26 protein-coding genes and 1 tRNA gene are annotated in these 25,978 nt (G+C 41.6%); 16 read left to right on the top strand and 11 right to left on the bottom strand.

What is annotated here, in order from left to right:
* Positions 1 to 109: 109 nt before the first annotated feature.
* From M9899_01915 to M9899_01930, 4 genes are all read left to right on the top strand, one after another.
* On the top strand, positions 110 to 1,213 hold the full coding sequence (locus M9899_01915) for a winged helix-turn-helix domain-containing protein (protein MCO5112910.1): 1,104 nt from the start codon (positions 110 to 112) through the stop codon (positions 1,211 to 1,213).
* A gap of 16 nt (positions 1,214 to 1,229) precedes the next feature.
* The gene (locus tag M9899_01920) at positions 1,230 to 1,847 is read left to right on the top strand and encodes a hypothetical protein (protein MCO5112911.1); all 618 of its coding nucleotides are present in this window, start codon (positions 1,230 to 1,232) and stop codon (positions 1,845 to 1,847) included.
* Between the two features lie 121 nt (positions 1,848 to 1,968).
* Positions 1,969 to 2,044, top strand: a tRNA-Val gene (locus M9899_01925).
* Complete coding sequence (locus M9899_01930; GenBank protein MCO5112912.1) at positions 2,012 to 2,692, top strand: hypothetical protein; 681 nt, start codon at positions 2,012 to 2,014, stop codon at positions 2,690 to 2,692. Before M9899_01925 ends, M9899_01930 begins: the two co-directional genes overlap by 33 nt.
* 122 nt (positions 2,693 to 2,814) lie before the next feature.
* Here the strand turns inward: M9899_01930 and M9899_01935 are convergent, their stop codons facing one another.
* Complete coding sequence (locus M9899_01935) at positions 2,815 to 3,195, bottom strand: PilZ domain-containing protein (GenBank protein ID MCO5112913.1); 381 nt, start codon at positions 3,193 to 3,195, stop codon at positions 2,815 to 2,817.
* A 154-nt stretch (positions 3,196 to 3,349) separates the two neighbouring features.
* Between M9899_01935 and M9899_01940 the strand changes: the two genes are divergently transcribed.
* Positions 3,350 to 4,741, top strand: coding sequence for an HAD-IG family 5'-nucleotidase (locus M9899_01940; protein MCO5112914.1), 1,392 nt, complete (start codon positions 3,350 to 3,352; stop codon positions 4,739 to 4,741).
* Here the strand turns inward: M9899_01940 and M9899_01945 are convergent, their stop codons facing one another.
* Both M9899_01945 and M9899_01950 read right to left on the bottom strand, forming a co-directional pair.
* Positions 4,742 to 5,488, bottom strand: a complete 747-nt coding sequence (locus M9899_01945) for a hypothetical protein (protein ID MCO5112915.1) — start codon at positions 5,486 to 5,488, stop codon at positions 4,742 to 4,744.
* Positions 5,463 to 6,359 carry a hypothetical protein gene (locus M9899_01950; GenBank protein ID MCO5112916.1) on the bottom strand — a complete coding sequence of 299 codons (897 nt, stop codon included), beginning with the start codon at positions 6,357 to 6,359 and terminating at the stop codon, positions 5,463 to 5,465. Before M9899_01950 ends, M9899_01945 begins: the two co-directional genes overlap by 26 nt.
* A 124-nt stretch (positions 6,360 to 6,483) precedes the next feature.
* On the opposite strand from M9899_01950, the gene M9899_01955 reads away from it, so the two are divergent.
* From M9899_01955 to M9899_01980, 6 genes are all read left to right on the top strand, one after another.
* A complete protein-coding gene (locus M9899_01955; GenBank protein MCO5112917.1) occupies positions 6,484 to 7,311 on the top strand; it encodes a TIGR02147 family protein in 828 nt (275 codons plus the stop codon).
* Between the two features lie 75 nt (positions 7,312 to 7,386).
* The gene (locus M9899_01960; protein ID MCO5112918.1) at positions 7,387 to 8,172 is read left to right on the top strand and encodes a DUF2520 domain-containing protein; all 786 of its coding nucleotides are present in this window, start codon (positions 7,387 to 7,389) and stop codon (positions 8,170 to 8,172) included.
* Positions 8,165 to 8,959 carry a 3-methyl-2-oxobutanoate hydroxymethyltransferase gene (panB, locus tag M9899_01965; protein MCO5112919.1) on the top strand — a complete coding sequence of 265 codons (795 nt, stop codon included), beginning with the start codon at positions 8,165 to 8,167 and terminating at the stop codon, positions 8,957 to 8,959. Before M9899_01960 ends, panB begins: the two co-directional genes overlap by 8 nt.
* Positions 8,949 to 9,767, top strand: coding sequence for a pantoate--beta-alanine ligase (gene panC, locus M9899_01970; GenBank protein ID MCO5112920.1), 819 nt, complete (start codon positions 8,949 to 8,951; stop codon positions 9,765 to 9,767). Before panB ends, panC begins: the two co-directional genes overlap by 11 nt.
* Positions 9,748 to 11,031, top strand: a complete 1,284-nt coding sequence (gene coaBC, locus M9899_01975) for a bifunctional phosphopantothenoylcysteine decarboxylase/phosphopantothenate--cysteine ligase CoaBC (GenBank protein ID MCO5112921.1) — start codon at positions 9,748 to 9,750, stop codon at positions 11,029 to 11,031. Before panC ends, coaBC begins: the two co-directional genes overlap by 20 nt.
* Position 11,032: 1 nt before the next feature.
* Positions 11,033 to 11,809, top strand: coding sequence for a type III pantothenate kinase (locus M9899_01980; protein MCO5112922.1), 777 nt, complete (start codon positions 11,033 to 11,035; stop codon positions 11,807 to 11,809).
* Positions 11,810 to 11,967: 158 nt separating this feature from the next.
* Here the strand turns inward: M9899_01980 and M9899_01985 are convergent, their stop codons facing one another.
* The 4 genes from M9899_01985 to M9899_02000 all read right to left on the bottom strand — a co-directional run bounded on the left by M9899_01985 (position 11,968) and on the right by M9899_02000 (position 17,314).
* Positions 11,968 to 12,876 carry a hydroxymethylglutaryl-CoA lyase gene (locus tag M9899_01985; GenBank protein MCO5112923.1) on the bottom strand — a complete coding sequence of 303 codons (909 nt, stop codon included), beginning with the start codon at positions 12,874 to 12,876 and terminating at the stop codon, positions 11,968 to 11,970.
* A gap of 4 nt (positions 12,877 to 12,880) precedes the next feature.
* A complete protein-coding gene (locus tag M9899_01990; GenBank protein MCO5112924.1) occupies positions 12,881 to 14,821 on the bottom strand; it encodes an ATP-grasp domain-containing protein in 1,941 nt (646 codons plus the stop codon).
* A 61-nt stretch (positions 14,822 to 14,882) separates the two neighbouring features.
* On the bottom strand, positions 14,883 to 15,647 hold the full coding sequence (locus M9899_01995) for an enoyl-CoA hydratase-related protein (GenBank protein ID MCO5112925.1): 765 nt from the start codon (positions 15,645 to 15,647) through the stop codon (positions 14,883 to 14,885).
* Between the two features lie 62 nt (positions 15,648 to 15,709).
* Positions 15,710 to 17,314 (bottom strand): methylcrotonoyl-CoA carboxylase, encoded by a 1,605-nt coding sequence (locus tag M9899_02000; protein ID MCO5112926.1) that lies wholly within the window; start codon positions 17,312 to 17,314, stop codon positions 15,710 to 15,712.
* A 212-nt stretch (positions 17,315 to 17,526) separates the two neighbouring features.
* Between M9899_02000 and M9899_02005 the strand changes: the two genes are divergently transcribed.
* From M9899_02005 to M9899_02015, 3 genes are all read left to right on the top strand, one after another.
* A complete protein-coding gene (locus tag M9899_02005; protein MCO5112927.1) occupies positions 17,527 to 18,081 on the top strand; it encodes a hypothetical protein in 555 nt (184 codons plus the stop codon).
* Positions 18,082 to 18,099: 18 nt separating this feature from the next.
* A complete protein-coding gene (locus M9899_02010) occupies positions 18,100 to 19,134 on the top strand; it encodes a TPMT family class I SAM-dependent methyltransferase (GenBank protein MCO5112928.1) in 1,035 nt (344 codons plus the stop codon).
* Between the two features lie 135 nt (positions 19,135 to 19,269).
* A complete protein-coding gene (locus tag M9899_02015) occupies positions 19,270 to 19,689 on the top strand; it encodes a hypothetical protein (protein ID MCO5112929.1) in 420 nt (139 codons plus the stop codon).
* Positions 19,690 to 19,704: 15 nt separating this feature from the next.
* Here M9899_02015 and M9899_02020 read toward each other — a convergent pair whose 3' ends face one another.
* The gene (locus M9899_02020) at positions 19,705 to 20,067 is read right to left on the bottom strand and encodes an AgmX/PglI C-terminal domain-containing protein (GenBank protein ID MCO5112930.1); all 363 of its coding nucleotides are present in this window, start codon (positions 20,065 to 20,067) and stop codon (positions 19,705 to 19,707) included.
* Positions 20,068 to 20,242: 175 nt separating this feature from the next.
* Here M9899_02020 and pepN point away from each other — a divergent pair, with 175 nt between their 5' ends.
* On the top strand, positions 20,243 to 22,876 hold the full coding sequence (pepN, locus tag M9899_02025; GenBank protein ID MCO5112931.1) for an aminopeptidase N: 2,634 nt from the start codon (positions 20,243 to 20,245) through the stop codon (positions 22,874 to 22,876).
* Between the two features lie 111 nt (positions 22,877 to 22,987).
* Here the strand turns inward: pepN and M9899_02030 are convergent, their stop codons facing one another.
* From M9899_02030 to M9899_02040, 3 genes are all read right to left on the bottom strand, one after another.
* Entirely contained in the window at positions 22,988 to 23,359 is a 372-nt protein-coding gene (locus M9899_02030; GenBank protein ID MCO5112932.1) for a glycine cleavage system protein H, read from the bottom strand.
* 162 nt (positions 23,360 to 23,521) lie between these two features.
* Positions 23,522 to 24,937, bottom strand: a complete 1,416-nt coding sequence (glnA, locus tag M9899_02035) for a type I glutamate--ammonia ligase (protein MCO5112933.1) — start codon at positions 24,935 to 24,937, stop codon at positions 23,522 to 23,524.
* A gap of 71 nt (positions 24,938 to 25,008) precedes the next feature.
* On the bottom strand, positions 25,009 to 25,347 hold the full coding sequence (locus M9899_02040; protein MCO5112934.1) for a P-II family nitrogen regulator: 339 nt from the start codon (positions 25,345 to 25,347) through the stop codon (positions 25,009 to 25,011).
* A 136-nt stretch (positions 25,348 to 25,483) separates the two neighbouring features.
* Between M9899_02040 and M9899_02045 the strand changes: the two genes are divergently transcribed.
* Positions 25,484 to 25,957, top strand: coding sequence for a tRNA (cytidine(34)-2'-O)-methyltransferase (locus M9899_02045; protein ID MCO5112935.1), 474 nt, complete (start codon positions 25,484 to 25,486; stop codon positions 25,955 to 25,957).
* The last annotated feature ends 21 nt before the right edge of the window (positions 25,958 to 25,978 follow it).

Consider the following 25,978-nt stretch of genomic DNA (forward strand, 5'->3'; position numbering starts at 1 on the left):
GTATAAAACAGCTATTTAATGGACTAATTTCAGAGAATTTAAGATAACTCTACGCTAAGAGGGTGTGTGCTGGGGACGGGTGGCATGCCTTTTTGGGGGAGGGTGAGGAATGTTCAGCCAGGTTGAAATAGCTGAAACCTTTTATGAACTGGGCTGTCTATACTGTGACAAGGGTGACCTTGAGAAGGCAGAGCCAAAGTTCAGACAAGCAGCAGATGTCTATTTAAAGTTAAATCATTTTAAAGAGTACTTAAATTGCCAAAACAAGCTCCTTCGCGTGCTTGTAGAAATGGGACGTTTTAAGGAAGTAGAAATACTTTCGAATCAAATCAAATATAATGTTGAAACATTTGAGATCGAACCATCAGCAAAATTACTTTACACACAAGCTGTTTTTGCGTTCATGTCCATGGACCTAGAAACGGCAGACAAAAAATTCGACGAGTCACTCAAGAAGGCACTCGAAGAAGACAGTAAGGAGGATGTGTGTAATGCGCTGTTTGGACAAGCTAGAGTCTACAAAGCTAAAAAACTAGACGATTTAGTAGAAAAGAAATTAAAAAATCTAGAGGTCTTTTTAGACGTGATAGAGATTTCTGATGTCAAAGCTGCTACCAAACTATTTCAAGCAGACATCGAGATAGGTAAGGGTAACTATTCTAAGGCGCTCGATTTGGCATGGGAATGTCACGATGTGCTTAAAACAAATCCCAATCAGTTTTATCGCGCAAATTTATTCACTTGCTTTGCGACCTGCTATTTTTATTTAGGTAATGTAGATCTTGCGGCTCACCATATTCAATTAGCAAAAAGCTCGATTCATCCAGAGATGCACGTGAACAGTGCAAAGATGATCGAAATTGCTGAGAGACTCATGATTGGGCAACAACCAGAGTTTGATATTATTCTAGACAAAGATAACCACTCGGTCAGAGAAAAGAGTAAAGGATTGGTTGAGTTTAACAATCAATTTATTGTTTTAGAGATGTTGAAATTATTCGTTAAGAACCCAGGTAAGTCATTTTCCAAAGAAGATTTAGCGGAGTTCGTGTGGCAACAGGAGTACGACCCTCGTGTTCATGACAATAAAATATATGTAACGATCAAACGATTACGTCAGTTGATTGAACCTGAGGTCAATCAACCGAAATATATTTTTAGAAGTCGTAAGGGTTATTACTTAGATAAAGCAACTAAGGTTTGTATCAATTAAAGTGGGGACGATTAAGATGAGATTAAGCAAATTAGTTAAAAAAGCAGTAGTATCTTTGCTGATAGTTCATGTATTTGCGACAGTAAGTTACGCTAACCTATCCTGTGTCGTAAACGGCGACTTTGTGCCATTCCCATGGTCAGATCAAACCGTCACTCAAGTGCTGGGACACCAATGGCCGCTTTTGGATACCAACAATCAGGTAGAGTCTAAGATCGCTATTCAGCAACTTGAGGTGTATTTCACAAGGCTCCCTATCTTTGTGGTCAGAGAGTATTCTTTAGACAACCGCCTGATCAGCTTGGGTACAGGCTGGCAAGATGGTGACAGTAAGGATTCGATGGCGTTTAGAATGTACAATTATAGTATGCCGAGTTCAAAAACCTATGATTTTATGACGGTAAGATTTGGTAACTGGATTCCAAAAGCTGAAGCCGTTCATCCTGAAACCACGCCTCCGTACTTGTTGCCGTTAGATGAATTTGTGTTCCCGCATTATGTTTATACTGGATTCTGTCCCGCGTTTTCTCATGCTGAAAAGCGAGAGTTATTTGGTTTAGTTATTGAGAAAGATTCTACATGGAATGCTGAAAGAAAGGACATTTACTTCTCCTTTGACCCTATTCGTAACTAGTAGGCGAGGCAGTCTAACTGCCTTGTTACAAATAAGCCCGTCTAGAGCGCATTTTTTTCTCGACAAAGCCTTTTTGATCTAATACAAACAGGCTCTACAGCAGGGAATTTAACCCTATTTTAGGAGGTTAGCTCAGTTGGTAGAGCGCCACCCTTACAAGGTGGATGTCATCGGTTCGAACCCGGTACCTCCTACCACTTCTTTTTTGTCTTATGGAAAGCTTTCACGATCTCTCAAAAATAAAAATCAGTGCAAGAAATCAAGAATGGGAACAAAAGTTTTTAGATGCCTTTGTGGCATCCGAGGTTTTGGTCACTTCTGAGGATGTCCAAGTGGGCCCCGATGGTTGGCCTTACCTGTATCTGAATACAGATTTAGAATCAGGCTCAGGAATGCGAGATAAGGCTTTAAACGTGGTTCAGTGGGCCTACCAGCATGGAGTGGGTTTGGTGATTAACCCCCAAAAAGAAAAGCCAGATTATGTCTTTAATTTTGGTATGCTGTGGAGCTATGCCCATCGCAGTGTCTTTGTTTCGCTTTTTGACGACGTTTATGATGAGAATGCGCAAGTTTATATTGCTAAAGTGACAGATGATATCATTCCTAATCATGCACAGAACATCCTCAAGGAATATATTCGTTCTGCGGGAGTGGAAAACCCTAGAGCAGCTCTGATCACTAGAAATAAAGTGAATTATGAATTGGCATTTGGGATAGAGTCTTTAAATAATCCCCCAAACCACGAGCACCAAGGCATTGCCAAGGGCTTAAGTTGGTTTATGCCCACAGATATGCCTATCGTTTTATTGTATGAAAAAAAGTTCCAAGAATTATACCCGTTTTAGTAGACATCTTAAATTTTTAAAGTTGCAAAAAAAGGGTTCTTTGTTGGCGTTGCTATAGATACCCCTTTTAGGGTGTCCATTATCTACCATTTCGAATTAGAAGTTTGGTTATATAAAAGGTTTTATTCTAGTTCGCCTGGGTAGGGCAAAAGCTCGCGTAGACACTCGCGCCAGTACTCTGGTGTGCTGTCAGAAAAGCTGATTCCGACTTCAAAAATTCCTTTTCCAAGGTGCTTGGTTCGAGAGACAGTGCCTTCAAGGTCAATAGACATTTGGGGCAAAAAGAGAGCCACTTGCTCCCCTAATAGATCATCAATACATAAGGAAGTGCGAAGCTCTTCAGATCTGATGTCGTCGCGGTGGAATACAATTAAGAAGCCACTAGAAGAGGTGTCGATAATATGGCCTCTGGTAGCAATGATTTCAGGGTTTCTGAGGTTGGTCAGTTCGCTGAAACTGACTGCATCTACAACTTTTCTTTCAGAATTGCGACGATTTGCCATGCTATTGATCCTTTTAAAATTCTGTTATCTTAGCCCTTATCGTCACCTGTACTAAAGTTTTAAAAGTAAAAATAGATTTCTTCGCTGCGTATGTACCAAATTGATACGGATGGTATTAGACTGTTGTAGTTAAATAGCTAAAAGTAGGCGGAAAATGGACGTATTTATAAACAGAACCTTGAACTTGAAAAAAATTAAATTTATTGGCCTTGATATGGACCATACTCTGATCAGATACAATTCAGAGAAGTTTGAAGGTTTGGCCTATGAAAAGATGAAAGAGAAGCTGGTCTCCCTTTACAGTTACCCTCAAGAAATTTTGGATCTCAAATTTGACTTTAAATCAGTCATTCGTGGTCTGGTGATTGATAAAAATCGTGGAAACCTACTTAAGGTTTCAAGATACGGAGCCGTCAGAGAAAGTTATCATGGTTTAAAACCAACGGCCTTTAAGGAATTAAAGAGACAGTTTGGGACGCAATTTATAGATTTGCGAGACAGTAATTACAATACGGTAGATACGACCTTTTCGATCTCTCATGCGTGTCTGTTTGCGCAACTTGTAGATTTAAAAGACAACCAATATAAAAACGAAATCCCGAGTTACCCAGAGATAGCAGAAAATCTAGATACAGTTTTAGACCTCTCACACAGAGATGGCAGCATTAAAGAAGTGGTGGTGCAAAATTTAGATGAGTATGTGATCAAAGAACCTGAAGTCGTTAAAAATATTGAAAAGTATAAAAAGCACAACAAACATTTTTTTATTGTTACAAACTCAGATTATAATTATACCAAAACTCTTTTAGACTATGCGATAAATCCGTTCATTTCAGATGGATCAAAATGGACGGACCTTTTTACATGGACGATCACTCTAGCTAATAAGCCTAGATTTTTTTATGATGCGGCCTCAATTCTTAAAATCAATTTAAAAGACGGAACAATGAGCAACTACTATGCTGGGGGACTGGAGCCAGGTGTTTATCAGGGGGGAAGTGCTAATCGTCTTTCAAACACATGGGGTGTGACAGGGGACGAGATCCTTTATATCGGGGACCATATCTACGGAGACATTTTGCGATTAAAAAAAGATTGTGAATGGCGCACGGGTCTTGTCATTGAAGAGTTAAAAGAAGAAGTTGAACTGAATAAAAAAGCAAAAGGATTCTTGGAAGAGATTCAGGGATTGATGCAAGAAAAGACCAAACTAGAAAAAGAATTGGATTCTCTTGTGTGTAAAAAAATCGAGGATAATGTCAATATTGATGAGTCTAAGGCCGCGGCTCTTAAGGACCAAATTCGACATATTGACGATAAGCTATCGCCACTATTAAACAACCAAAAAAGTTTATACAACACTTACTGGGGTGAAGTGATGCGAGTAGGAATTGAAGAGAGCCAATTTGCCAACCAAATTGAAAGATTTGCTGACATTTACATGCCGAGTTTAAATGATCTGCTTAAAGAATCTGCTCGCAGCTATTTTCGATCTAGACGCCGTCAAATGGCTCATGATGTCTTGGACACGATTGCTGTAGAGTAGTTATTTTATACTAATGACATCAATATAAATGCTGTCGGCACTTTTTTGGTAGGCAGTGAAAAGATGTGGAGCATTGGTCTTCTTAATGGCCTTGGTCAACGCTTTGGGATCATAAAATTCTTCGGGATGAATATCTGCAAGATCCATAAAATAATACACTTCAATAAATAAATTCAATGTTACCGAACTTTCATTTGCTTTTCTTGCCAAGCTTTCAGCCGCCTGTTCTGTGACTGGTGCTGTTGGGGTCTTGGTTGCTTTATCATTAGCGTGTGTTGTTGAGCTCTTGGCTATGTTCTCGGCTGCCAGCGTTGCCGAACTTTTGGTGGCAGTGGCTTGAGTTATGGGTGAGTGATTTAATTTAATGTGTAGAGTGTCGTCTGTGCGGTCTGTAGGGGTGCTGTGACTTTGAGAAGAGGCAGAGAGGGTGGCGCCTTCTAGTGCGGTGGCTGAAATCTGAGTGACTCTTTGTAGTGAATCTATAAAGGCTTTAGCATCGACATCAATTTTAGAAGCTCCGTGAATGACAATCTCGTTGTAAGTATTCTTAAGTAAAGGGTATTGGCGTTTATTGATGCTATCAATAATCTCTTCATAGTGGTCCACAGGGCTCCATCGGATCAATTTAATGGCCTGTGGGCGTGCGGTTTTAAAAATAAAAACGGCAAATAGGGTTCCGACAAGGGCGGCGAAAATAAGAATCAGGTGAAAAAAGTCGAATTTAGTTTTCTTTATTAGGGCTTTCATACTCGGGTAAGAATGCTTTTATAAGTTGCTGTAAATTATCTGCTGTGACACTAACATTCTCTACGTCGGTTTGAAAGTCTTTTGTGTGGGCATAATAGACAAAGTCTCTGAGGCCGTAAATATCAATCATACCATATCGTCGAGAGAACACATTGAGAGCCGTAAACAGAGAGAGCATACTCTGATCTCGAGGTGAAATGGCCTCATACAGGTCTTTGTTCAGGTTAGTGTAGGTTTGAGATTCAAGGTCTTCTTCAAGCAAGTTGGCTGTAAAGCACTTGCGACCATCATCAGAGGTTTTATAGAAATTTAAGCTAGGAGAGTCAGAAGGAGATTTGACCGTAGAAGAATCTATAATATTACGAAGTTCTTCTGCAAAAAAAGCATCGAGCCGTTTAAGTCCAGTTAAAATTTGCTCTAGGTGATCTTCAGACAAGGCCACATCTGCAAGCTCCATCGTGTCTATGGAAACCAGATCATCGTGTTTCAGGTGAGTCAGGGTTCGGATGAGCGAGAGGGTGTTTTGTCTTTGGATTTCAAAAAGATCAAAACCTATAAGGGTTCCAATCACGTCATAGTTTAAGGTGAACTGCTGCTTTTGGATTTCGTTAGACTTTTCACAGATCAGTACGTCTTGGGCTAGTAACTGGTAGGGATTGACCACCATGATGGTCATGGCTCCAGGACCTTCGGTTCTTCCTGCATTAGAAAAGCTGGGAGGAACAACAGGTTTATTAGACCCACCTTTACTTTTCCAGCCCCCATTTTGTTCTGTGGTGCAGGCTGCGGTTGTGGCCAACAAGAGTGTTAATGTCGTGAAAAGTACAAAGAGTTTTGCTGAATCAAGGTGGTGACGAGTGAATGTTTTCATCCTTCCAAACCTCCGCTTGGTGCTTGACCAAGACTCCCAAAAGGGATTGACTTTGTATATTATTTTTTAGAAAAAACAGCAAGATCATTATATTTTTTATAAAAACCCAAAAAGGACGCAAATCTTGAATATTTTCAAATACATAAGATACCAAGAGGTCATTGAAAAAAGTGTGAAGATGCGTAAGAAGATTGACCCCAAGTTCACATTTCGCCATCTTTCGCAAAAAACGGGCATCCAAAACACCTATTTGACCAATGTCATCAAGGGCCGATCAGAGCTAAATCCAGATCAAATGTTTCTCATTGCCAAGGAGTTGAACTTTAATACTGAAGAGCAAGAGTATATGCTCTTACTCCTAGATTACAGTCGATGCTACATCAAAGACCGTAAAGAACTCCTATTGCAGAAGATCCAAAATATTCAGGCGGAGCATCTAGATATTTCTAAGCATCTTGATGCGACCACAGAGAATCCTGAAGCCAATAATTATGCGGCAGAATATTTTTTAGATCCACTCTGCTGTATCATTCATTTGTACTTTGAAATTCCAAAGTACGCGAATAATCCAAGTCTTATTCAAGCCCAGTTGGGAATACCCAAAGAGAAGTTTGACGAGGTGATCAAGCTGTTGATTGAAATGAAAGCCTTAGAATATTCAAGAGGGCAGCTTCATTATAAAGAACACAATTACCATTTGAACAAGGAATCACATTTAAATCAGACGGCACAGATTCTTATGAAGATCAAAAGCATTGAGCAGCTAGAGAAGCTGGGGGCCAAAAAGGCCAATATTTTTAGTGCTACATTTTCTGCAAACGAAGAGATTCGAACGCTGATTAACGATGAGTTTTTAAAATTTTTAAAGAAAACAGAAAAGTTAGTCAAAGAGGCCAAATCCGAGAAAGTCTATCAGCTTAATTTTGATCTCTTCCCATGGCATATTGATTAACAAGATGTGTCCTTGACCCAAATAAGACGAGAGAATACACGATGAGTAAGACTTGATCTGAAAGGGCAGGTACTTATGGATTCTGAATACACTCTGGGGGTCAGTATTGGCCAAGGCCGAATATCTCCCCACATTCCCTATCTGATGGGATTTCTTTCCTCTCATTTCGCGAATCTTAATCGTGAGCAGTTTAAAATTTTTTTAAGTCATGCTTCGAAGTGCAAGACTTTAGAGACCTTGACAGAAGTCCTTCACGATCTAAATGAGACAAATAAAAATCTATCTATTAAAAATATTATTTTTTATTTGTCAGTGCAGGACAGAGAAATTCTTAATGTCTACCATCCACTCAAAGACGTGCTCTCGTCTGTGTCAGATTGTCGCATTTCGTATGTGCATTTTTCTGGATCATTTTATCATCCAGAGATCGTTGGAATCCATCCTTTGATGACTTTTACAAAAGAGATAAAATATCCTCAGCATATTTATGAAGATTTACCTTTAAAGTGTGATCATCAAGATTGGGTCAGATCCCATTCTAGTCGGTTGGAGTACATCCCCCCTGAGGATAAACCCTTATACCATGCTTTGTGTGTGATGCTGGGGAACTTCCCTCAACTTCTAATTGATTTGATTTCCAAAAAAATGCCAGAGAAATTTGACATTCAGGATTTTAAGTATCTGATCAGTTATTCCATACAAAATGTTCTTGAAATGGGCTCTAAGGGTTTAACGGGTCCACACATCAGAAAAGATATAGAAACCATAACAAAAAATTTAAAATCTTTAGAAGGAACAGAACTGAAAAGTGTTTATACTGAAATGTCAGAAATGTTTCTTAAGGAGGCGTCCCATGCTTAGTCCTCAAAAGTGGATTGAGAGTAAACAAAAGAAGAACAAGATCACGATGGTGACCTGTTATGACTATTCATTTGCCAAGATTTTAAATCAGACAGATGTGGATGCGTTACTGATTGGGGACAGTTCAGAGATGGTGATCTATGGACAAGCCCATACGTTAGGCTCTGATGCAAATAAGCTTGCAACCCTCACGTCTGCGGTTCGTTTGGGAGCACCAGATAAGTTTATTGTGACGGATGTGCCCTTTGGACTTATGCAGGCAGAAGATGGAGAGTTCTTTCGTGCCATTAAGGCGTTTATGCAAAGTGGAGCGAATGCGATTAAAATTGAAGGTGTAAGTACCTATGAAGAGAGGTTTGCCAAATTGAACGCAATGGGTGTGCCCGTGATGGGGCACTTGGGTTTAACGCCTCAACATATTCAACAGTTTGGGGGTTTTAAGGTTCAAGGTAAAACTGAAGAGTCGCGTAAAAAAATTGTGGAGCAAGCTATAAAGTTAGAGCGTATAGGAGCTTTTGCGATGGTCCTTGAATGTGTACCTAGCGAGTTGGCACGAGTGATCTCTGCCGAAGTTGCGATTCCGACTATTGGAATCGGTGCAGGTAAAGATGTAGATGGTCAGGTTCTTGTGTTGCAAGACTTACTTGGATTCAATCCAGATTTTAAACCTAAATTTGTACGCCACTATCTGAACGGTTTTCAAATAGTCAGCGAGGCGATCAACTCTTATGTGAATGACGTGAAAGAGGTAAATTTTCCCAGTGAGGTCGAGTCCTATGAGTTGTAGAATCATAAGTACAGCTTCAGAGATGAAGCTTCTTACTCAAGGTCACAAGAGCGTAGACATTGGATTTATCCCTACCATGGGAGCCTTGCATGAAGGGCATCTGACTTTGATTAAGCAAGCCCAAAAAAAGGATTCTGTGATTGTGGTCTCGATTTTTGTGAATCCCACACAGTTCAATAACCCCAAAGACTTTGCAGCCTATCCTCATCGTGTTGCAGAAGATATCAAAAAGTTAGAACTTTTGGGTGTGGATTATGTGTTCTTGCCGAGTGCAGAAGAGATTTATCCCCATGGCTATCAATACAAGGTGCATGAAGACACGGACTCTAAAGGATTGTGTGGGGACACTCGGCCAGGACATTTTGATGGTGTGCTTACGGTGTTAATTAAACTCTTTCATATCGTACAACCCACCAGAGTTTATATGGGTTTAAAAGATTATCAGCAGTGGAGGCTTGTCAAAGGCATGGTCAAAGATCTTTTTATGGACATAGATGTTGTGGGTGTACCGACGGTCAGGACCAAAGAGGGTTTGGCGTTGAGTTCTAGAAATTTAAATTTAAATGCAGAGCAATTAGCCATAGCCACTCAGTTTGCGCAAATATTAAATCAACCGCAAAAAAATCTTGAAAGTATCAAGAAGGAACTTGAGGCCTTAAATATTAAAATTGATTACCTTGAAGAACGCTGGGGCAGAAGGTTTGCCGCTGTTTTTGTAGGTGATGTACGTTTGATAGATAATGTCAGTCTGAACGAAGATCGTACAGAGAGTAGAGATGGGAGGCTTCATGTCGAAAGTGCTCTTTAAAATTTCAGGTTCGATTGCCGCATACAAGGCGTGCTCTGTGATTTCTGCATTAGTGCAACAGGGGCATGAAGTTCAAGTTGTAGCCACAAAAGATGTATTTCATTTTGTGGGAGAGTCCACTTTTGAGGGGCTCACGGGGCGTTCTGTGCTTTCAGATATACACCATCAAGGTGATGTGATGGCGCACATTCATCTGAATACGTGGGCAGATATTTCGATACTCTGTCCTGCATCGGCAAACACCATGGCAAAAATTGCTAACGGACTTGCCGACAACCTTGTGACCACGTTGGCTCTGGCTAGAGTTCCCGAAACGCCGTATCTGCTTTTCCCTGCGATGAATCCTAAGATGTGGTCGGCACCCGCAACGCAAGATAATGTTAAACGCTTACAGAACTATGGGTTTCAGATTCATAATGGTGAAGCGGGAAGAATGGCCTGTGGTGATGTTGGTGAAGGACGGTTGTTAGAACCCGATCAAATTCTTCAACTGCTTAAGCCGTGGTTGCAAGAAGATCGCAAAACAACGAAGCGCTCTCGAGTTCTGGTCACGGCAGGTGGAACTTCTGAAAAAATAGATGCGGTGAGGGTGTTTACCAACACTAGCTCTGGGCGCACAGGCGCGCAGATTGCAAAAAAGTTGTCTGACGCCTTTGATGTGACTTTTGTAGGATCGGCTTCGGCCATTAAGGCACTCGAAGCACTTCGACCTGCTTGTGGACCTGCGATCGCGGTTTTACAATACGAATCTTTTGCGGATTTGCAATTGTGTTTGAAAACAGAACTTGGGACCCACTCCTACGAGGCGGTGGTTCATGCTGCAGCGGTAAGTGATTTTAAACCTGTAGCCATTACGCAAGAAGGAGAAAGGTACCCTTTGCCTTTGGCAGAAAAACTTAAAACAAGTCCAAGCTTGGAAGTGGTGTTTGAACAGAATCCTAAGTTGATTCAAAACTTAAAAGACTGGTCTCTAAATCCTAGAGTGACGGTCTTTGGCTTTAAGCTCTTACAAGACAAAACACCTGAGCACGTTGCAGAGAATGTGGAGAAGATTCTTAAGAGTAGTGATTACGTTGTATTGAATTTCATAGATGAAGTGAGCGAGAACCAACATCAGTACAGCCTTTATAAATCTATGCAGAAAGGTTTGGTAGCGCATGGATCGACAAATATTGAGCTTGCGGATCATATTTTAGATCTTCTGCGAGGGTCAGGTGAAACTCATTTTTTAGATGATGTGAATATCAATGCCAAGGAGCTATAATATGATGTTGTGTTTAGATGTGGGGAACACCCAGATTTATGGTGGAGTTTATAATCAAGAGGGTGAAATCAAACATCGTTTTCGAATGACGACGTCCGCAGTGAAAACCTCTGACGAGATTGGCATTTTTTTAAAAGCTGTTTTGGAACAAAATGGTGTAGAGGACATTTCTCAAATCAAACGCGTGGGTGTGTGCTCAGTTGTTCCACAACAAGACCATTCAATGAAAAACGCCATTTTAAAGTACTTCAAGGTGCAGCCTTTTTTCTTAGAGGCAGGTGTAAAGACAGGTATTAAATTAAAATCTCCAAATCCAAAAGAGGTGGGCGCTGATCGCATTGCCAGTGCCATTGCTGGAAGCCATAACTTTGAAAATAAAAATCTGGTCATTGTAGATTTTGGAACAGCAATCACTGTAGATGTGATCAACTCAGATAAAGACTATCTGGGAGGTGTAATACTTGCGGGTGTAAGATTGAGTGTAGAAGCTTTGGGCTTAAAAACGGCGAAGCTGCCCATTGTGCAAGTTCAAAAACCTGAACGCACAGTAGGACGAACCACAGTAGAGTGCATCCAATCAGGAATTTTTTATGGAACTGTAGGATCAATCAAAGAGATTGTAAGTCGAATTAAAACTGAAGCCTTTGCGGGACAAGACAGTATGGTGATTGCAACGGGCGGTTTTGCGGGTTTATTTAAAGACGAAAAGTTATTCGACCTTGAGGCGCCAGATTTAGTCTTAGATGGTTTAAGAATCTGCTACCTTAAAAATCTTTAGGACCTCATAGATCTATTGGTGTCCAAGATCTTTTAGCTTGGCCCCCCGTGGACCAATCAATATCTTTTCGGCCTGACTCTTCCTGTGGTCCCATCAAAAGAAATTAAAGGCGAGAAACGCTCACTTGCCTTTAAGGTCAAATAAATATTGTATATTTGTTATTTAAAATAAATTTTGGAACCAGAAAGTCCAACGTGAGAGTTCAAAGGACGTCCCACAATATCTTGAATCCACTTGTGGGTGTGAACTAGGAGTTCAAGATTAAGGCCTGTTTTGTGCCCCATGCCCTCTAACATATAAACAAGATCTTCGGTGGCAAGATTGCCAAGCGCCCCAGGTGCGTAAGGGCATCCTCCAAGCCCGCCCAGGCTGGAGTCAAAAATATGAATGCCGTGCTCGAGGCTTTTTAAAACATTGGCGAGTGCGGTTCCTCGAGTGTCATGGAAGTGCATAGCAATTTTAGTAAAAGGGACATCTGCTTTTTTAAGTGCTTTAAGTAAAGCGTCGACCTGTTTGGGCGTAGCCACACCAATGGTATCGCCAAGAGAAACCTCATAGCAGCCAATATTCAGTAGTTTTTTTGTAAGCTTGACCACAGTTTTAGTGGGAATAACGCCTTCAAAAGGGCAAGCAAATACTGTGCTTAAGTAACCGCGCACTTTGATCTTTTTACTCTTGGCGACTTTCATCACCTGTTCAAAACGCACAAAACTTTCTTCAATACTGCAATTGATATTACGCTTGGAAAAACTCTCAGAAGCCGCTGCAAAAATGGCCACGTCTTTGACATCATACTTAAGAGCTTGTTCTAAGCCAATAAGGTTAGGGACAAGTGCAGAGTAAACGATTTTATTTTTGGTTTGAGAAAGACTTTGGGCCACTTGATCGCTGCCAGACATTTGTGGAACCCATTTCGGAGAGACAAAAGCCCCAAACTCAATGAACTTTAACCCAGTCTGCGAAAGTTTGTTTACAAACTCAATCTTTTCTTGGGGCGAGAGGATTCGTTTTTCGTTTTGTAGTCCGTCTCGTGGTCCCACTTCAACTATTTTTATTGCTCTTTTCATCACTTTATTCCATTTCTAAAATTAGATCGTCAGCCTGTAAGATGTCGCCTTGTTTAAAGTGTACAGCAGTGATTTTTCCAGAGGCCGCCGCTTTAATCGAGTGTTCCATTTTCATGGCTTCTAAAACCACAAGAGTGTCTCCTTCTTTAATCTTATCACCGACTTGGCATAACACCTTAAATAAGGTTCCAGGCATAGGGGAGTGAATTTTACCGCTTTGAGCTCCACCAGCTTGGGACGTTTTTGTTCTTAATGAAAAACTATAAGTATCAGATCCATAGGACCACCACATTTTGTCTTCTACACGCATAGAGTTCACATTTTGAAGATTGAGTCTTACAAGCGGTGTCCCTTGATAAAGCGCAGACTCTTTCCATTGGTTGGTCCAAGGGGAGTTGGGTATAAGTGTCGCCCCCGACGTCGCACTGATGTTTTTTTGTGAAGACCACATTGATGAGGAATTGTGCGCAGAAGTAGAGGGTGTCTTTTGTGAAGTGGTCGTGTGAGTGAAGTAAGAGTCTATGGGATAAAAAATATCCAAAGTTTTAGTGAGATGATCTGCCACCACTTTTTGTGTTTCAGCGTCTAAGCTCGGTGTGAGGCCCAGATTGAAGTTGTTTTCAAAGAACTGTGTTGTGACCGTGTTGGCCATGTAATCGGGATGACGTAAGATCTGTGCGAGCAGAGGTTTATTGGTATAAAAGCCAAAGATTTCAAGATGGTCTAAAAGATCCAGTAAGTCGGCAATAGCTTCCTCGCGCGTATCCTGTGTGGAGATGATTTTAGCAACCATAGAATCATAATAAGGAGTCACGCGGTCCCTAGCTTCAATGCCATATTCGTAACGGCGGCCTTGGCCCTGAGGAAAAATCAGTTTACCCACTTGGCCAATACTGGGCGCACCGTTTTTGTAGGGGTCTTCAGCATAAAGACGCAACTCGATGGAAGCCCCTTTGGGTTGAAATGCTGCTGGCCAATTTAAATCTGTTTTCTGAGCAGTAAGGATTTGGGCTTTGACTAGGTCTACTCCAAACACCTCTTCGGTGACAGGATGTTCGACTTGCAGGCGTGTGTTCACTTCTAGAAAGTAAAATTGATCCTCTTGAAATAAAAACTCCACAGTTCCTGCATTAAGGTAATTTGCAAGTTCCGCAATTTTTTTGGCATAGCCGTGTACTAGTGTACGTTGTTCGGTGTTCAAACTTGTTGAAGGGGTTTCTTCTATGATCTTTTGATGTTTTCTTTGAACCGAACATTCTCTTTCCCCAAGAACATGAATGTTCCCTTTGTGGTCACCAAAGATTTGCACTTCAATATGTTTGGCTTGATGGAGATACTTTTCTAAAAAGACAGAGGGATTGCCGAAGGCTTTCAGAGCTTCGCTTTTAGCAAGATTGATCTGTTCGTGAGCTTCCTTATGATGATGAATCACACGCATCCCACGTCCACCACCCCCAGCCGTGGCTTTGACAATAACAGGGTAACCGATTTTTTCACATTCACTGACGAGTTTATCAATGTCGCTATCTTCGCCTTTATAGCCAGGTATCGTAGGCACACCTGCTTTTTGGCAGAGTTCCTTGGCTGTTTTTTTGTCACCAAAAGACATGATGGTCTCAGGTGTAGGGCCGATGAAAATCATACCTGCGTCTGCGACTTTCTGCGCGAACTCTGCGTTCTCGGATAAAAAACCAAACCCAGGGTGAATCGCATCGGCTTGATGTTTGAGAGCCGCAGCAATGACGTGATCCATATTTAAATAACTGTCTGCTGAAGCCGCGCCTCCTATCAGTGCAGTTTCATCACACATTCTGTAAGCCAAAGTTTCGGTGTCAGGTTCTGAATGTAAAAGAACAGTTTTGATACCCAGTTCATGACAAGTCCGATGGATACGGCAGGCGACTTCCCCTCGATTGGCAATGGCTATTTTTTTAATGGTCTTCATCTTTCACCTACTCACTCAGTTTTAAAATCCAAGTTGTTATAGAATCAGCATAAGTGTGATCTTATGCTTTATCTCTATCTAAAAAGCTGCGCAAACGCTCTTGGGCCGATTCACCCACTCGTAAATTTGAAATCAGTTCTGTTGTTTGGGTTTTAAAATCGACTTCATTCATCTGTTGTTGTGCGCGCAAAATCTTCTTAGTAGCAAATACTGCATCAAGATCTAATTTTTCCAAATGTTTTAAAAATTTATTGAAAAGCTCTAAAAGCTCGTCGGGCTTGGCGACATGGTGGACAAGGCCCATCTCTTTAGCTTTGTAAGCATCAAAGAATTCGGCAAATAACATAAGAGGTGTTGATAAACCCCAATTGCATTTAGAGAGAATAAAAGAACTGATCACAGACGGCGCTAGCCCCATTGTCGTTTCACTAAAGCAAAATTTTGTATTCTCTTCTGCAAAACAATAGTCACTAGCAGCAACAAGCCCCAAGGCACCTCCCATCACATATTTGTGGACATAGGAGATCACAGGTTTGTTACAGTTTTTAATAGTGTAAAACATTTCAAAGAGTTCTTCTGACTCACGGAGATTTTGCTCAAAGGAATTTGAAATTTGGCTTTGCATCCATTCAAGATCAGCACCAGAACAAAAAGTATCTCCTGCCCCTTTGATAATAATCACTTTGATAGCGGGCTCTGCATTTAGGCTTTGAAACGCCTGAGTGAGTTCTTGAATCATGGCTTTGTTAAAAGCATTCTTCTTGTCGGGTCGATTCAATACGACATGCGCAAAAGAGTGTTTTCGTTCAATTTCAATAAATCCCATTTTATCCCCTTAGTTGTAGATTACGCTCTAAATGGCCTGATAAAATCAAGGGCGCATTCAGATTACATTCTAAATACGCCCTTGATTTTATCGGGCCATTTAGAGTTGTAGCTGGCACTGATCCCCATGGCTAAGACCTGTCTGGTATCAACAGGATCAATAATGCCATCATCCCAGATTCTTGCTGTTGAAAAGTAAGCAGAGCTTTCGTCCTCGTATTTTTTCAGAATGGGAGCTTTGATCTTTTGTTCTTCTTCTGCTGATAGAGTTTCTCCGTTTTTAGCCAGTTGATCTTTTTTAACTGTCAATAGAACATTAGCGGCCTGTTCTCCTCCCATCACCGAGATGCGCGCGTTAGGCCACATCCAAAGTTGGCGAGGCTGGTAAGCTCTTCCACACATACCGTAATTTCCCGCGCCATAAGAACCTCCAATGATCACAGTGAACTTGGGAACGGTGGCCGTGCTTACTGACATGACCATCTTGGCCCCGTCTTTAGCGATGCCGCTGTTTTCATATTTTTTTCCCACCATAAAGCCAGTGATATTTTGTAAGAACACCAGTGGAATTCGGCGTTGGTCGCAGAGTTCAATAAAGTGAGAGGCCTTCAAAGCACTCTCACTAAATAAAATTCCATTATTAGCTACAATACCTACTTGGTATCCCCAAATGCGTGCAAATCCTGTTACAATGGTTTGGCCATAAAGCGGTTTAAATTCATGAAACTCGCTACCATCGACAATGCGTGCAATGACCTCTCGAACATCAAAAGGTTTGCGACTTTCTTTGGAAACTACCCCATAAATTTGCTCTAGAGGATAGATGGGCTCTTGAGGTGGAACTTGAATGGCGGGTTTCGCTTTAAACGGCAATTGGGCGATGATGCTTCGAGCTTTTTTCAGGGCTTCAAAGTCGTCATGAGCAAAATGATCTGTGACACCGCTTTTTTCTGAGTGCACTTGGGCTCCACCTAATTCTTCTGCAGAAACCTCTTCGCCTGTGGCGGCTTTAACTAAGGGTGGTCCACCAAGAAAGATGGTCCCTGTGCCTTTAACAATAATATTCTCGTCGCTCATGGCGGGAACGTAGGCCCCACCTGCCGTGCAACTTCCCATCACCACAGAAATTTGCGGTATTCCTTTTGCCGACATCTGGGCTTGATTAAAAAAGATTCTTCCAAAGTGTTCTTTGTCAGGGAAAACCTCAGATTGCAGTGGGAGGAATGCTCCACCACTGTCTACGAGATAAATACAAGGGAGTTCGTTTTCAAGGGCAATCTCTTGAGCACGTAAGTGTTTTTTGACCGTCAGAGGATAGTAGGTTCCTCCTTTTACTGTGGCGTCATTGGCAATGATCAAACACTCCTTGCCTGCAACTTTGCCCATCCCAGTGATGATTCCAGCACTAGGAGCATCATTGTCATAAATATTGTAGGCGGCTAGGCTAGAAAATTCTAAAAAAGAACTGTCATCGTCAATTAAAGTTTGGATTCTTTCTCGGGCCGTCAGTTTGCCGCGTTTTTTGTGACGGGCAATGGCCTCATCCCCTCCGCCCATGCAGACAGTTTTAAGTTGATCCTTAAAGGTCTGAGTGAGACCTTTGAGATGTTCATAATTCACTTGGAACTCTTCAGAGTGTTCGTTGATATTGTGTCCAATAATTTCCAATGTGGTCCCCTTGTTGATGCCTAAGTTATCTATAAACAAAATCAGGCAGTCTGCCATTTAAAAACGGGAGGTCTCTCCAGCATTGGTGCCATGCAAAAAAAACCTTGTTTAACTTACTTTCATACCATTTCAAAAGCGGTTGGGGTAGTTTTGTACTTGCGGCATATTTAAATGAGGTGCTTCTCAGGGGTAGAGAGCCGAAAAGGATGGGAATGAAGAAGATTCTTGGTCTAAGAACAAAAGTTTGGGGTATTATTGGCTTTGTGGCATTTTTGGTGCTTATGGCGTCTATGTTTTATCAACCTAAAGGTGAGGACGTCTCTAAAGAGACCATGGACAAAATTCAAGAGAACTTACAAGATCAGATTTATCAAATCATCTTGAAAAGATCATCTGGTGGAGCCACAGACATCAAGTTTGAAAAGTTTTGGACAGAACAGATCAGCACCAACACTGTAAAGGCTCACTTTGTGGTCAGTTACAGCGAGTCCATGGCGGGTGATACCAGCAAAGTGGTGCGTGAAGGTTCTATGATCCTCACAAAACTCGATGACACTCCTGAAGAGCAGGTTTGGATCGCTGATGCTGTGAACGTCAATGGAGAACAGATTTCCTTTGAAAAAGGCCTTAAGTTTAAAGCGGGAGAGGATGACTCTGACGACGACGATCGAGAGGTGGGAGAAGATGGTCTTTACGAAGACTCCTACATTGATGGAGAGTCAGAGGGAGACATCAGTGACGAAGACGCTATCGGCCTTGAAGAGTAGGACTGCGACAATCCTGTTATGAATTTATTCGTGAAGATTGATGAGAAGGGTTTGGTGTATAACTTGGAAGACCAAGTCATTACAGACCTTGATGTGGTACAAGAATTTCTGGATTCTTTAACCATAGATTCTCATCATACTTTTAGGGCCAGTTTACATGACCAAAGTGTCGTTGTAGAGCCCTTCAGTTTTCCGTTGATTGCCACTGACGTTCACGGTGTGCAAGGGACATATTTACAATTAGATTGTGAAAATGAATACACTACTCAAGCGGATTTAAATAAAATCTTCCTAGATTATAAAGACAGATTCATCATGTATTCTGATAAAGGCATTCCTATTCTTTTTAACCGTCAGGCCCAAGAGCAACTGTTTGATATGGCGGAGTCTTTTTCGGATGACGCTATAGTGATTGAGGGTCAAGAGTATTCGACGCCTTCCTGGATAGACACGAATGCCACTCTTTCTGACCCGCACTTATGGTCTGAGCGGTACACGCAAAATGATACGGGTTGGGATATGGGTGGACCTTCCCCAAGTTTAGTTTGGGCGGTTGAAAAATTAAAGTTACCTAAAATGCGAGTGGCGGTATTAGGTTGTGGCGCGGGCCATGACGCCCAACTTTTTGCAAGCAAAGGCCACAAAGTCACAGGGATTGATTTTAGCCCTGAGGCCATCCATAAAGCGGAAACTTTGTATCCTTCAAATACCAATTTGCAGTGGGTGTGCCGAGATGTCTTTGAAATCTCTGAGGAGTTTAAGGCCAGTTTTGATCTCGTGGTAGAGCACACCTGCTTTTGTGCCATTGACCCGTTAAGAAGGGGCGAACTTGTAAGGGTATGGAAGAGTATTTTGTCTCCTGAAGGGCAAGTCTTGGGTGTTTTCTTTGTGATGCCAAAGACTTATGGCCCCCCTTACGGAAGTACAGAAGAAGAAATCCATGATCTGATGGCGAAGGATTTTAGAAAGAATCTATGGGTGAGGTCAAAGGTGTCCCATCCAGGACGCCTTGGTCGTGAGCTGATTGTACTGGCGCGAGTAAACAGAGTCTAAGAAGCTGTTAAATTTGAATAGAGCCATAACTGTATGTGAAAATTTCATGTTCAAAGCCCAAAAAGAGATAGTGTTTTACATTTTTAATCATCGAGACTAAGAACTGCACTAGGTTTATAACAAAGAGGGTTAATAATGAAAAAACTAATCGTAGCAGTACTAGGTACAGTATTTTTTGCAAGCAATGCGTTTGCTCAATCTTTAGAGTTCACATGTGTGACATTAGATCAGTCTTCAACTGTAGTTGTAACAGTTGGTGCTGGTGAAGATGGTTTTCCACTTGAGAGCTATGTTGTTGATGGCGTTGATAAAGCAGATGCTGTTGTTCAGTATGCGTTCCAAGTAACACAAAGCGGTTTATTTAATATCATCAACACTGTTGAAAAGACTGCTGAAGGTCGTATTCACTCTTCTGCGTCTATTGCTGTGACTCAATTCGGTTTAGTTTTAGAGTCTGTTAGCTTTAACGTTGACGCTGAAAACATTGAAGAGACTGCGGTTCAATCTGTATACTCATGTTCTCTTCCTGCAGAAGAAGAAGCTGCCGCTGAGTAATTCAGTTTTTAAAATTTAGTTTTTGAATACAAAGGGAAACTTAACTTTATATTCTTTAACGATTTCAGAGGTGGGAAACTTAACGTTTTTCACCTTTTCTTTTAGGCACTCTGCCAAAATCGAATCTTCTGTAGAGTTCTCATCTACAACAATATTTTTAGCATAACCGAATTTGTCGATATCCCAACTTAAAAGGATTTTGCCGTTAGGGGCTTTGCTGGTGCGGTTTTCAGCAAGCTCTCCACACTCTTGAAAGCTTCCGCTTTCTTTCGCTAAACTGAAGGCGACGGCCTCTTTGGTTTGACTTTTTTCAGGGCTGCTACAGCCAGCCATAAAGCTAGCGATCAATAAGGTCACTAAGAGTATTCTGTGGATCATATAAACTCCTAAAATATCTAAAAATTATATCCTCCTATAGAGTAGAGATAAAGTCGTCAGGGTCAATGCGGCGCAATATCCCTAAGGCCCAGAAACTCTCTGAATTTGTGTTGCATCATTGAAAAATACCCAGAATTGATCCAAGAATGAAGCAAGTTTTACCTAGGGGAAATTTATGAAAGCCAATGAAGCGGTGACCACCAAAATTTATCTTAAAGATTATAAGCCTCACGATTTTAAAGTAGAGAGCATTTACTTAGACTTCAAACTAGACCCAGCAGTGACGGTCGTTGAGGCGCGGCAAAAGATCACCAAACAAAATCCGTCGGCGACAGAGCTGTTTTTAAATGGGGAAGACCTAAAGTTTATCAGCGCGAGCCTAGATGGAAAACCCTTGGCTGCGGCTCAGTACGAGGTGAGTCCTGAGGGTTTAAAGATCAAAAATATCACCCAATGTTCCTTTGAGCTGGTGGTAGTGAATGAAATATGTCCAGAAAAGAACACAGCTCTTGAAGGGTTATACTTAAGCGGTGGAATCCTCTGCACACAGAATGAACCCGAGGGCTTTAGACGAATCACATACTTTATTGATCGTCCAGATAATATGGCTGTGTATAAAGCTAGATTAGAAGCAGACCAGAAAAAATATCCTGTCTTATTAGCTAATGGAAATTGTATTGCTCAGGGAACTTCAGAAAATGGTCGTCACTGGACAGAGTGGGAAGATCCATTTCCAAAACCAAGTTACTTGTTTGCCTTGGTGGCAGGGAACTTGGGTGTGATTGAAGATCAGTTTGTGACCAGATCAGGAAAAACAGTAAAACTTTATATCTACTGCGACCCAGGTGATGAGGCAAAATGTCAGTTTGCCATGCAGTCTTTAATCAACTCTATGAAGTGGGACGAAGATCGTTTTAACTTAGAGTATGACTTAAACGAATTCCGTATTGTGTCTGTGGGAGCCTTTAATGCAGGAGCCATGGAAAATAAGGCACTTAATATTTTTAACTCAGCCCTTGTGCTGGCTGACCAAAAGACAGCCACGGATGGGGATTATTTGGCTATTGAAAGCGTGATTGGGCATGAGTACTTTCACAACTGGACAGGCAACAGGGTTACTTGTCGTGATTGGTTCCAGTTAACACTCAAAGAAGGCTTGACGGTTTTTAGAGATCAAGAATTTTCTGCGGATTTAAATTCCAGACCTGTGCAAAGAATTTTGGATGTGAAGCGTCTGCGTGAAGCTCAATTTCCAGAGGATGCTTCACCGATGGCCCACCCCATCCGCCCAGAAACCTATGTTCAAATAAATAACTTCTATACTGCTACAGTTTATGAAAAGGGTGCTGAGGTCATACGTATGATTCACACTTTAGTGGGTGAGGACGGCTTCCAAAACGGAATGAAAAAATACTTTGAGCTTTTTGATGGCCAAGCAGTGACAACAGAAGACTTCTTGGCTGCTATGAAAGCGGCAAATCCTCATCTGGATGATAAGGCTATGCTCACATGGTACAGTCAGGCGGGTACACCGCAGGTGGAGTTTCATGGAGTGTATGATGTGGGGACACAAACATATAAACTGAAATTCAAACAGACTTGCCCTCCCACGCCAGAGTCTGAGATCAAAAAGCCGTTCTTTATTCCTGTGAAGTTAGGATTTTTGGCTGCCAGTGGTGAAGAGTTTAAGCCTCAAGTGAAAGACTCTCAGCAGTCGTACTGGGATGCTGAAAGTGTGATCGTGCTTCAAGAGGCAGAAGGTGTGATTCAGTTTGAAGGTGTGACAGAGGCTCCTGTGCTTTCAGTGAATCGATCTTTCAGTGCGCCCATCAAAGTTAAAATGGAGCAAAGCCTAGACGAGAAATTACACCTTTTAAAATATGATAACGACCATTTTAATCGTTTTGAAAGTGCACAGAATATTTTTACAGATTGGGTTCAATCTTATCTGCAAAATCCTCAAACCCCATTAAGCAGCAAAGTGATAGAGGCATTTAGAAGTGTACTTGTGGACGAGAGCATTGACAGTCATATGAAGTCGTTACTGCTCATTCCTCCGACAGAGTCCGTATTACAACAAAGCCAAAATCCTATCGACTTCAAAGCGACCAACAGAGCACGTAAGGCTTTGATCACTGCACTGGCTACAGCTTTAGAAGATGAGGTTTTAAATACTTATAAGAAATTCCAAGATATTCCTGGAGCCTTTGATGCTAAACGAGTGGGGGATAGACAACTCAGAAACACTTGTTTGATGTTATTAAGTTATATGGGTGAGAAGTATTGTGACCTTGTAGAATCTCACTTTGCTAAGGCAGATAATATGACAGATCAAATCTGTGGGTTAAGTTTGCTCAATTCGCAATATGCGGCTCAAGCGCAAAAAGCCAATCAGTCATTTTATGATCAATGGAAGTCTGATGATTTGGTCATGCAAAAGTGGTTTGCGGTTCAAGCTTCTGATGAATCCGAAAGCATGTATGCAAAGTTAGACGCCTTAAAAGCCTTGCCCGAATACAACGAAAAAATTCCTAACTACGTCAGATCATTATGGGGTGGTTTTTCTAGAAACTACGTCAGATTCCACGATAAAACAGGCAAAGGTTATGAGCGTTTCGCTACAGAAGTGATTCACTTAGATAAAGTGAATCGCAGTGTGGCCGCAGCCATGGCAAAAGCTTTTAGAATCAAACCGTCAGTGGCTACAGAAAACCAAAAGCTGATCAACCAACAGCTAGAAAGAATCTTAAAAACAGAAGGCATTTCTAGTAATGTGGCTGAAGTGGCAGAACAAATATTAAATAGCTAAGTTCAGTAAAAAACCGCAACGTTGCGGTTTTTTGTAAGACAACAAACGCGCTGATTTTTATGTATGAATGGAGTTTGGTTGGTTTAGAAATAAACGAACATTTGTAAAGGTTTATTCGTCTTCGTCGCTGTTTTCGGCGACGAAACGTTCGATATCGGCTTCGTCATCGCACTCTACACGGATGAGCCAACCATCGCCTTCGGTCTCTTCAAATAGGATTTTGGGATTGTTGATCACAGTGGAGTTGACCTCGATGACTGTGCCACTTACGGGTGAATAAAGATTGATGGGACCATCATCAGTGTGGATTTCGCCGCAAATCTCTTCGCCTTCGATTTCGGAATTTTCTGGAGGAAGATCGGCATGATAAATTTCGGTGGCATCTGAAATAGCTTCTTCTTTGACCCCAATGGTGAGGACGTTGTCTTCAATGCTAACCCAAAGAGTTTCCATATATGTGATCACTTTATCTTCAAGACTCATGTGCACTTCCTTTTGATCTAATATATTAAAGTTATCGTGCTTTTAAAATAAAAAAGTGCCGTAAAGGGGTTCTTTGCGGCACTTTGGTTGAGTCGTAGATATAAATTGGGGCGCAGAAACTCAACGTCAGTTCAGTAATGAGCACCAGCGGATATGCAGAGCTTAAACGTCGTAGTATAAGTGGAACTCGTAAGGAACGGGTCTTTGTTGTAGAGGTCTGACTTCGTTGTTCCATTTGTAGGCCGTCCATGCTTCCAGAACGTCTTTGTCAAAGACATCTCCTTTCATCAAGAAGTCACAATTGTTTTCTAAGGCAGTGAGGGCCTCATCTAGCGTAGCAGGTACAGAAGGCACAAGTTTGAGTTCTTCTGGTGGAAGGCCATAGATGTCTTTGTCTAAAGGCTCTCCAGGACTGAGTTTGTTTTCAACTCCATCAATACCAGCCATCAATAGCGCCGCAAAAGTCAGATAGACGTTAGAGCTGGCGTCTGGAGTTCTAAACTCAATGCGCTTAGCTTTAGGGTTAGGGCCAGAGTTGGGAATACGAATGGCAGCAGAGCGGTTTTTGTAACTGTAAGCCAATTTAACAGGGGCCTCAAAACCAGGGACCAGTCGCTTGTAAGAGTTTGTCGAGGGGTTAGTGATGCCACATACAGCTGAAGCGTGTTTTAAAATTCCACCAATAAAATACATGGCTGTTTCAGAAAGACCCGCATACTTGTCACCTGCAAAAAGAGGTTGCCCATTTTTCCATAAAGAAATGTGGGTGTGCATACCTGAGCCATTGTCCCCGTAAAGAGGTTTAGGCATAAAGGTTGCGGTTTTGCCATTGCGACGAGCCACGTTCTTAACGATGTACTTAAACAACATCGTCTGATCAGCCATAGGAACGGCTTCATCAAATTTATAGTTGATCTCACATTGACCTGCGGTGGCCACTTCGTGGTGATGGCGTTCAACTTCGATGCCTGCTTTTTCTAACTCTAAACAGATTTCAGTTCTGATATCGTGGAGTGTGTCCGTAGGAAGGGCGGGGAAGTAACCTTCTTTTTGACGAGGCTTATAACCTAAGTTTGCGCCCCCTTCATCACGTCCTGAGTTCCATGTTCCTTCGTCGGAATCAATAAAATAGAAGCCACTGTTAGAAGTTTGCTCAAAGCGAATGTCATCAAAGATAAAGAACTCGGCTTCGGGGCCAAAGAAGATCTGGTCGGCAATTCCCGTGGATTTCACGTAAGCAATAGCTTTTTTTAGAATTTGTCTTGGGTCACGGTTATAAGCTTCGAATGTATCAGGGTTGACGATGTCACACACTAAAGAAAGTGTGGGGACCTCCATAAAGGGATCAATCATAGCTGTATTTGGATCTGGAATCATCTTCATGTCGGAATCTTGAATGGATTTCCAACCACGGATAGAGCTACCATCAAAATTAAATCCTTCTTCAAATGACTCTTCAGTCAATTGAGAAATAGGAACGGTAAGGTGCTGCCATATTCCTGGCAGATCAATGAACTTAAGGTCAACCATGCGTACACCTTGTTCTTTACACATCTCCAATATCTCTTTAATTTTCATACACGAATTCCTTTTTTTGTTGGGTTAAAGTAAATAAAAAAATATAATAATAACCAAAGATCAATGAGAAACTACAAAGCTTCTTCATCTTGCTCACCTGTGCGAATACGAACAGCGCGTTCTACGTTGTAGACAAAAATCTTCCCATCACCAAGTTTACCAGTGAAGGCAGACTGCTTGATAGCATCTATTGTGGGCTCAGTAAGGGCATCGTTGATGATCACTTCAATTTTAATTTTTGGTAAAAAATCCACAACGTATTCAGAACCTTGAAAGACTTCAGCATTGGCTTTTTGATTTCCAAACCCGCGGATCTCAGAGACAGAAATACTAGTGATCCCGATTTCTGTCAGAGCATCAATCACCTCGTCTAATTTAAAGGGTTTGATTATCGCTTCAATCTTTTTCATGAAGTGTTTTGGTATCCTTCAGTTGACCCTCGTTACAGACGGGTGTGGGTTTAGTTATGTTATAAGCATATAATGGGCCACAGAAAATAATGCAACGCAAAAACAATCAAAAAAAAACAATGGTATCAATGCGCCCATGATAGAGACCGTCCCGCGACTTCACATAGTGCTTTGGCAGCCAGAGATTCCCAATAATACGGGCAATATTGGCCGAACGTGTTTGGCTCTGGAAGCCCACCTGCACCTGATTAAACCTTTGGGTTTTGATATATCTGATAAGCAACTTAAAAGAGCGGGTTTGGACTACTGGCCCCATCTCAACAAATCGGTCTATGAATCTTGGGAGCACTTTGCAGAAGGTAAAGACCCTCAGCGGCTGTATTTCCTGACGACAAAAACTAAAAAGTTGTATTTTGAACCTCAATATCAACAGGGGGACTATTTGGTGTTTGGTCGTGAGACGTGTGGTCTGCCAGACTCGATCATGGATCTCAACCCCGAGCATAAAGTGCGCATCCCGATGTTAGGGATGACTCGGAGTTTGAACCTCGCTAATAGTGTGGCCATTGCAGGCTATGAGGTCTTCAGACAGCAATTGACGCCAAGATAAACTCTTGCTGTAAAATTGATG

The sequence above is a fragment of the Pseudobdellovibrionaceae bacterium genome (assembly GCA_023954155.1).
Lineage (GTDB): Bacteria > Bdellovibrionota > Bdellovibrionia > Bdellovibrionales > UBA1609 > JAMLIO01.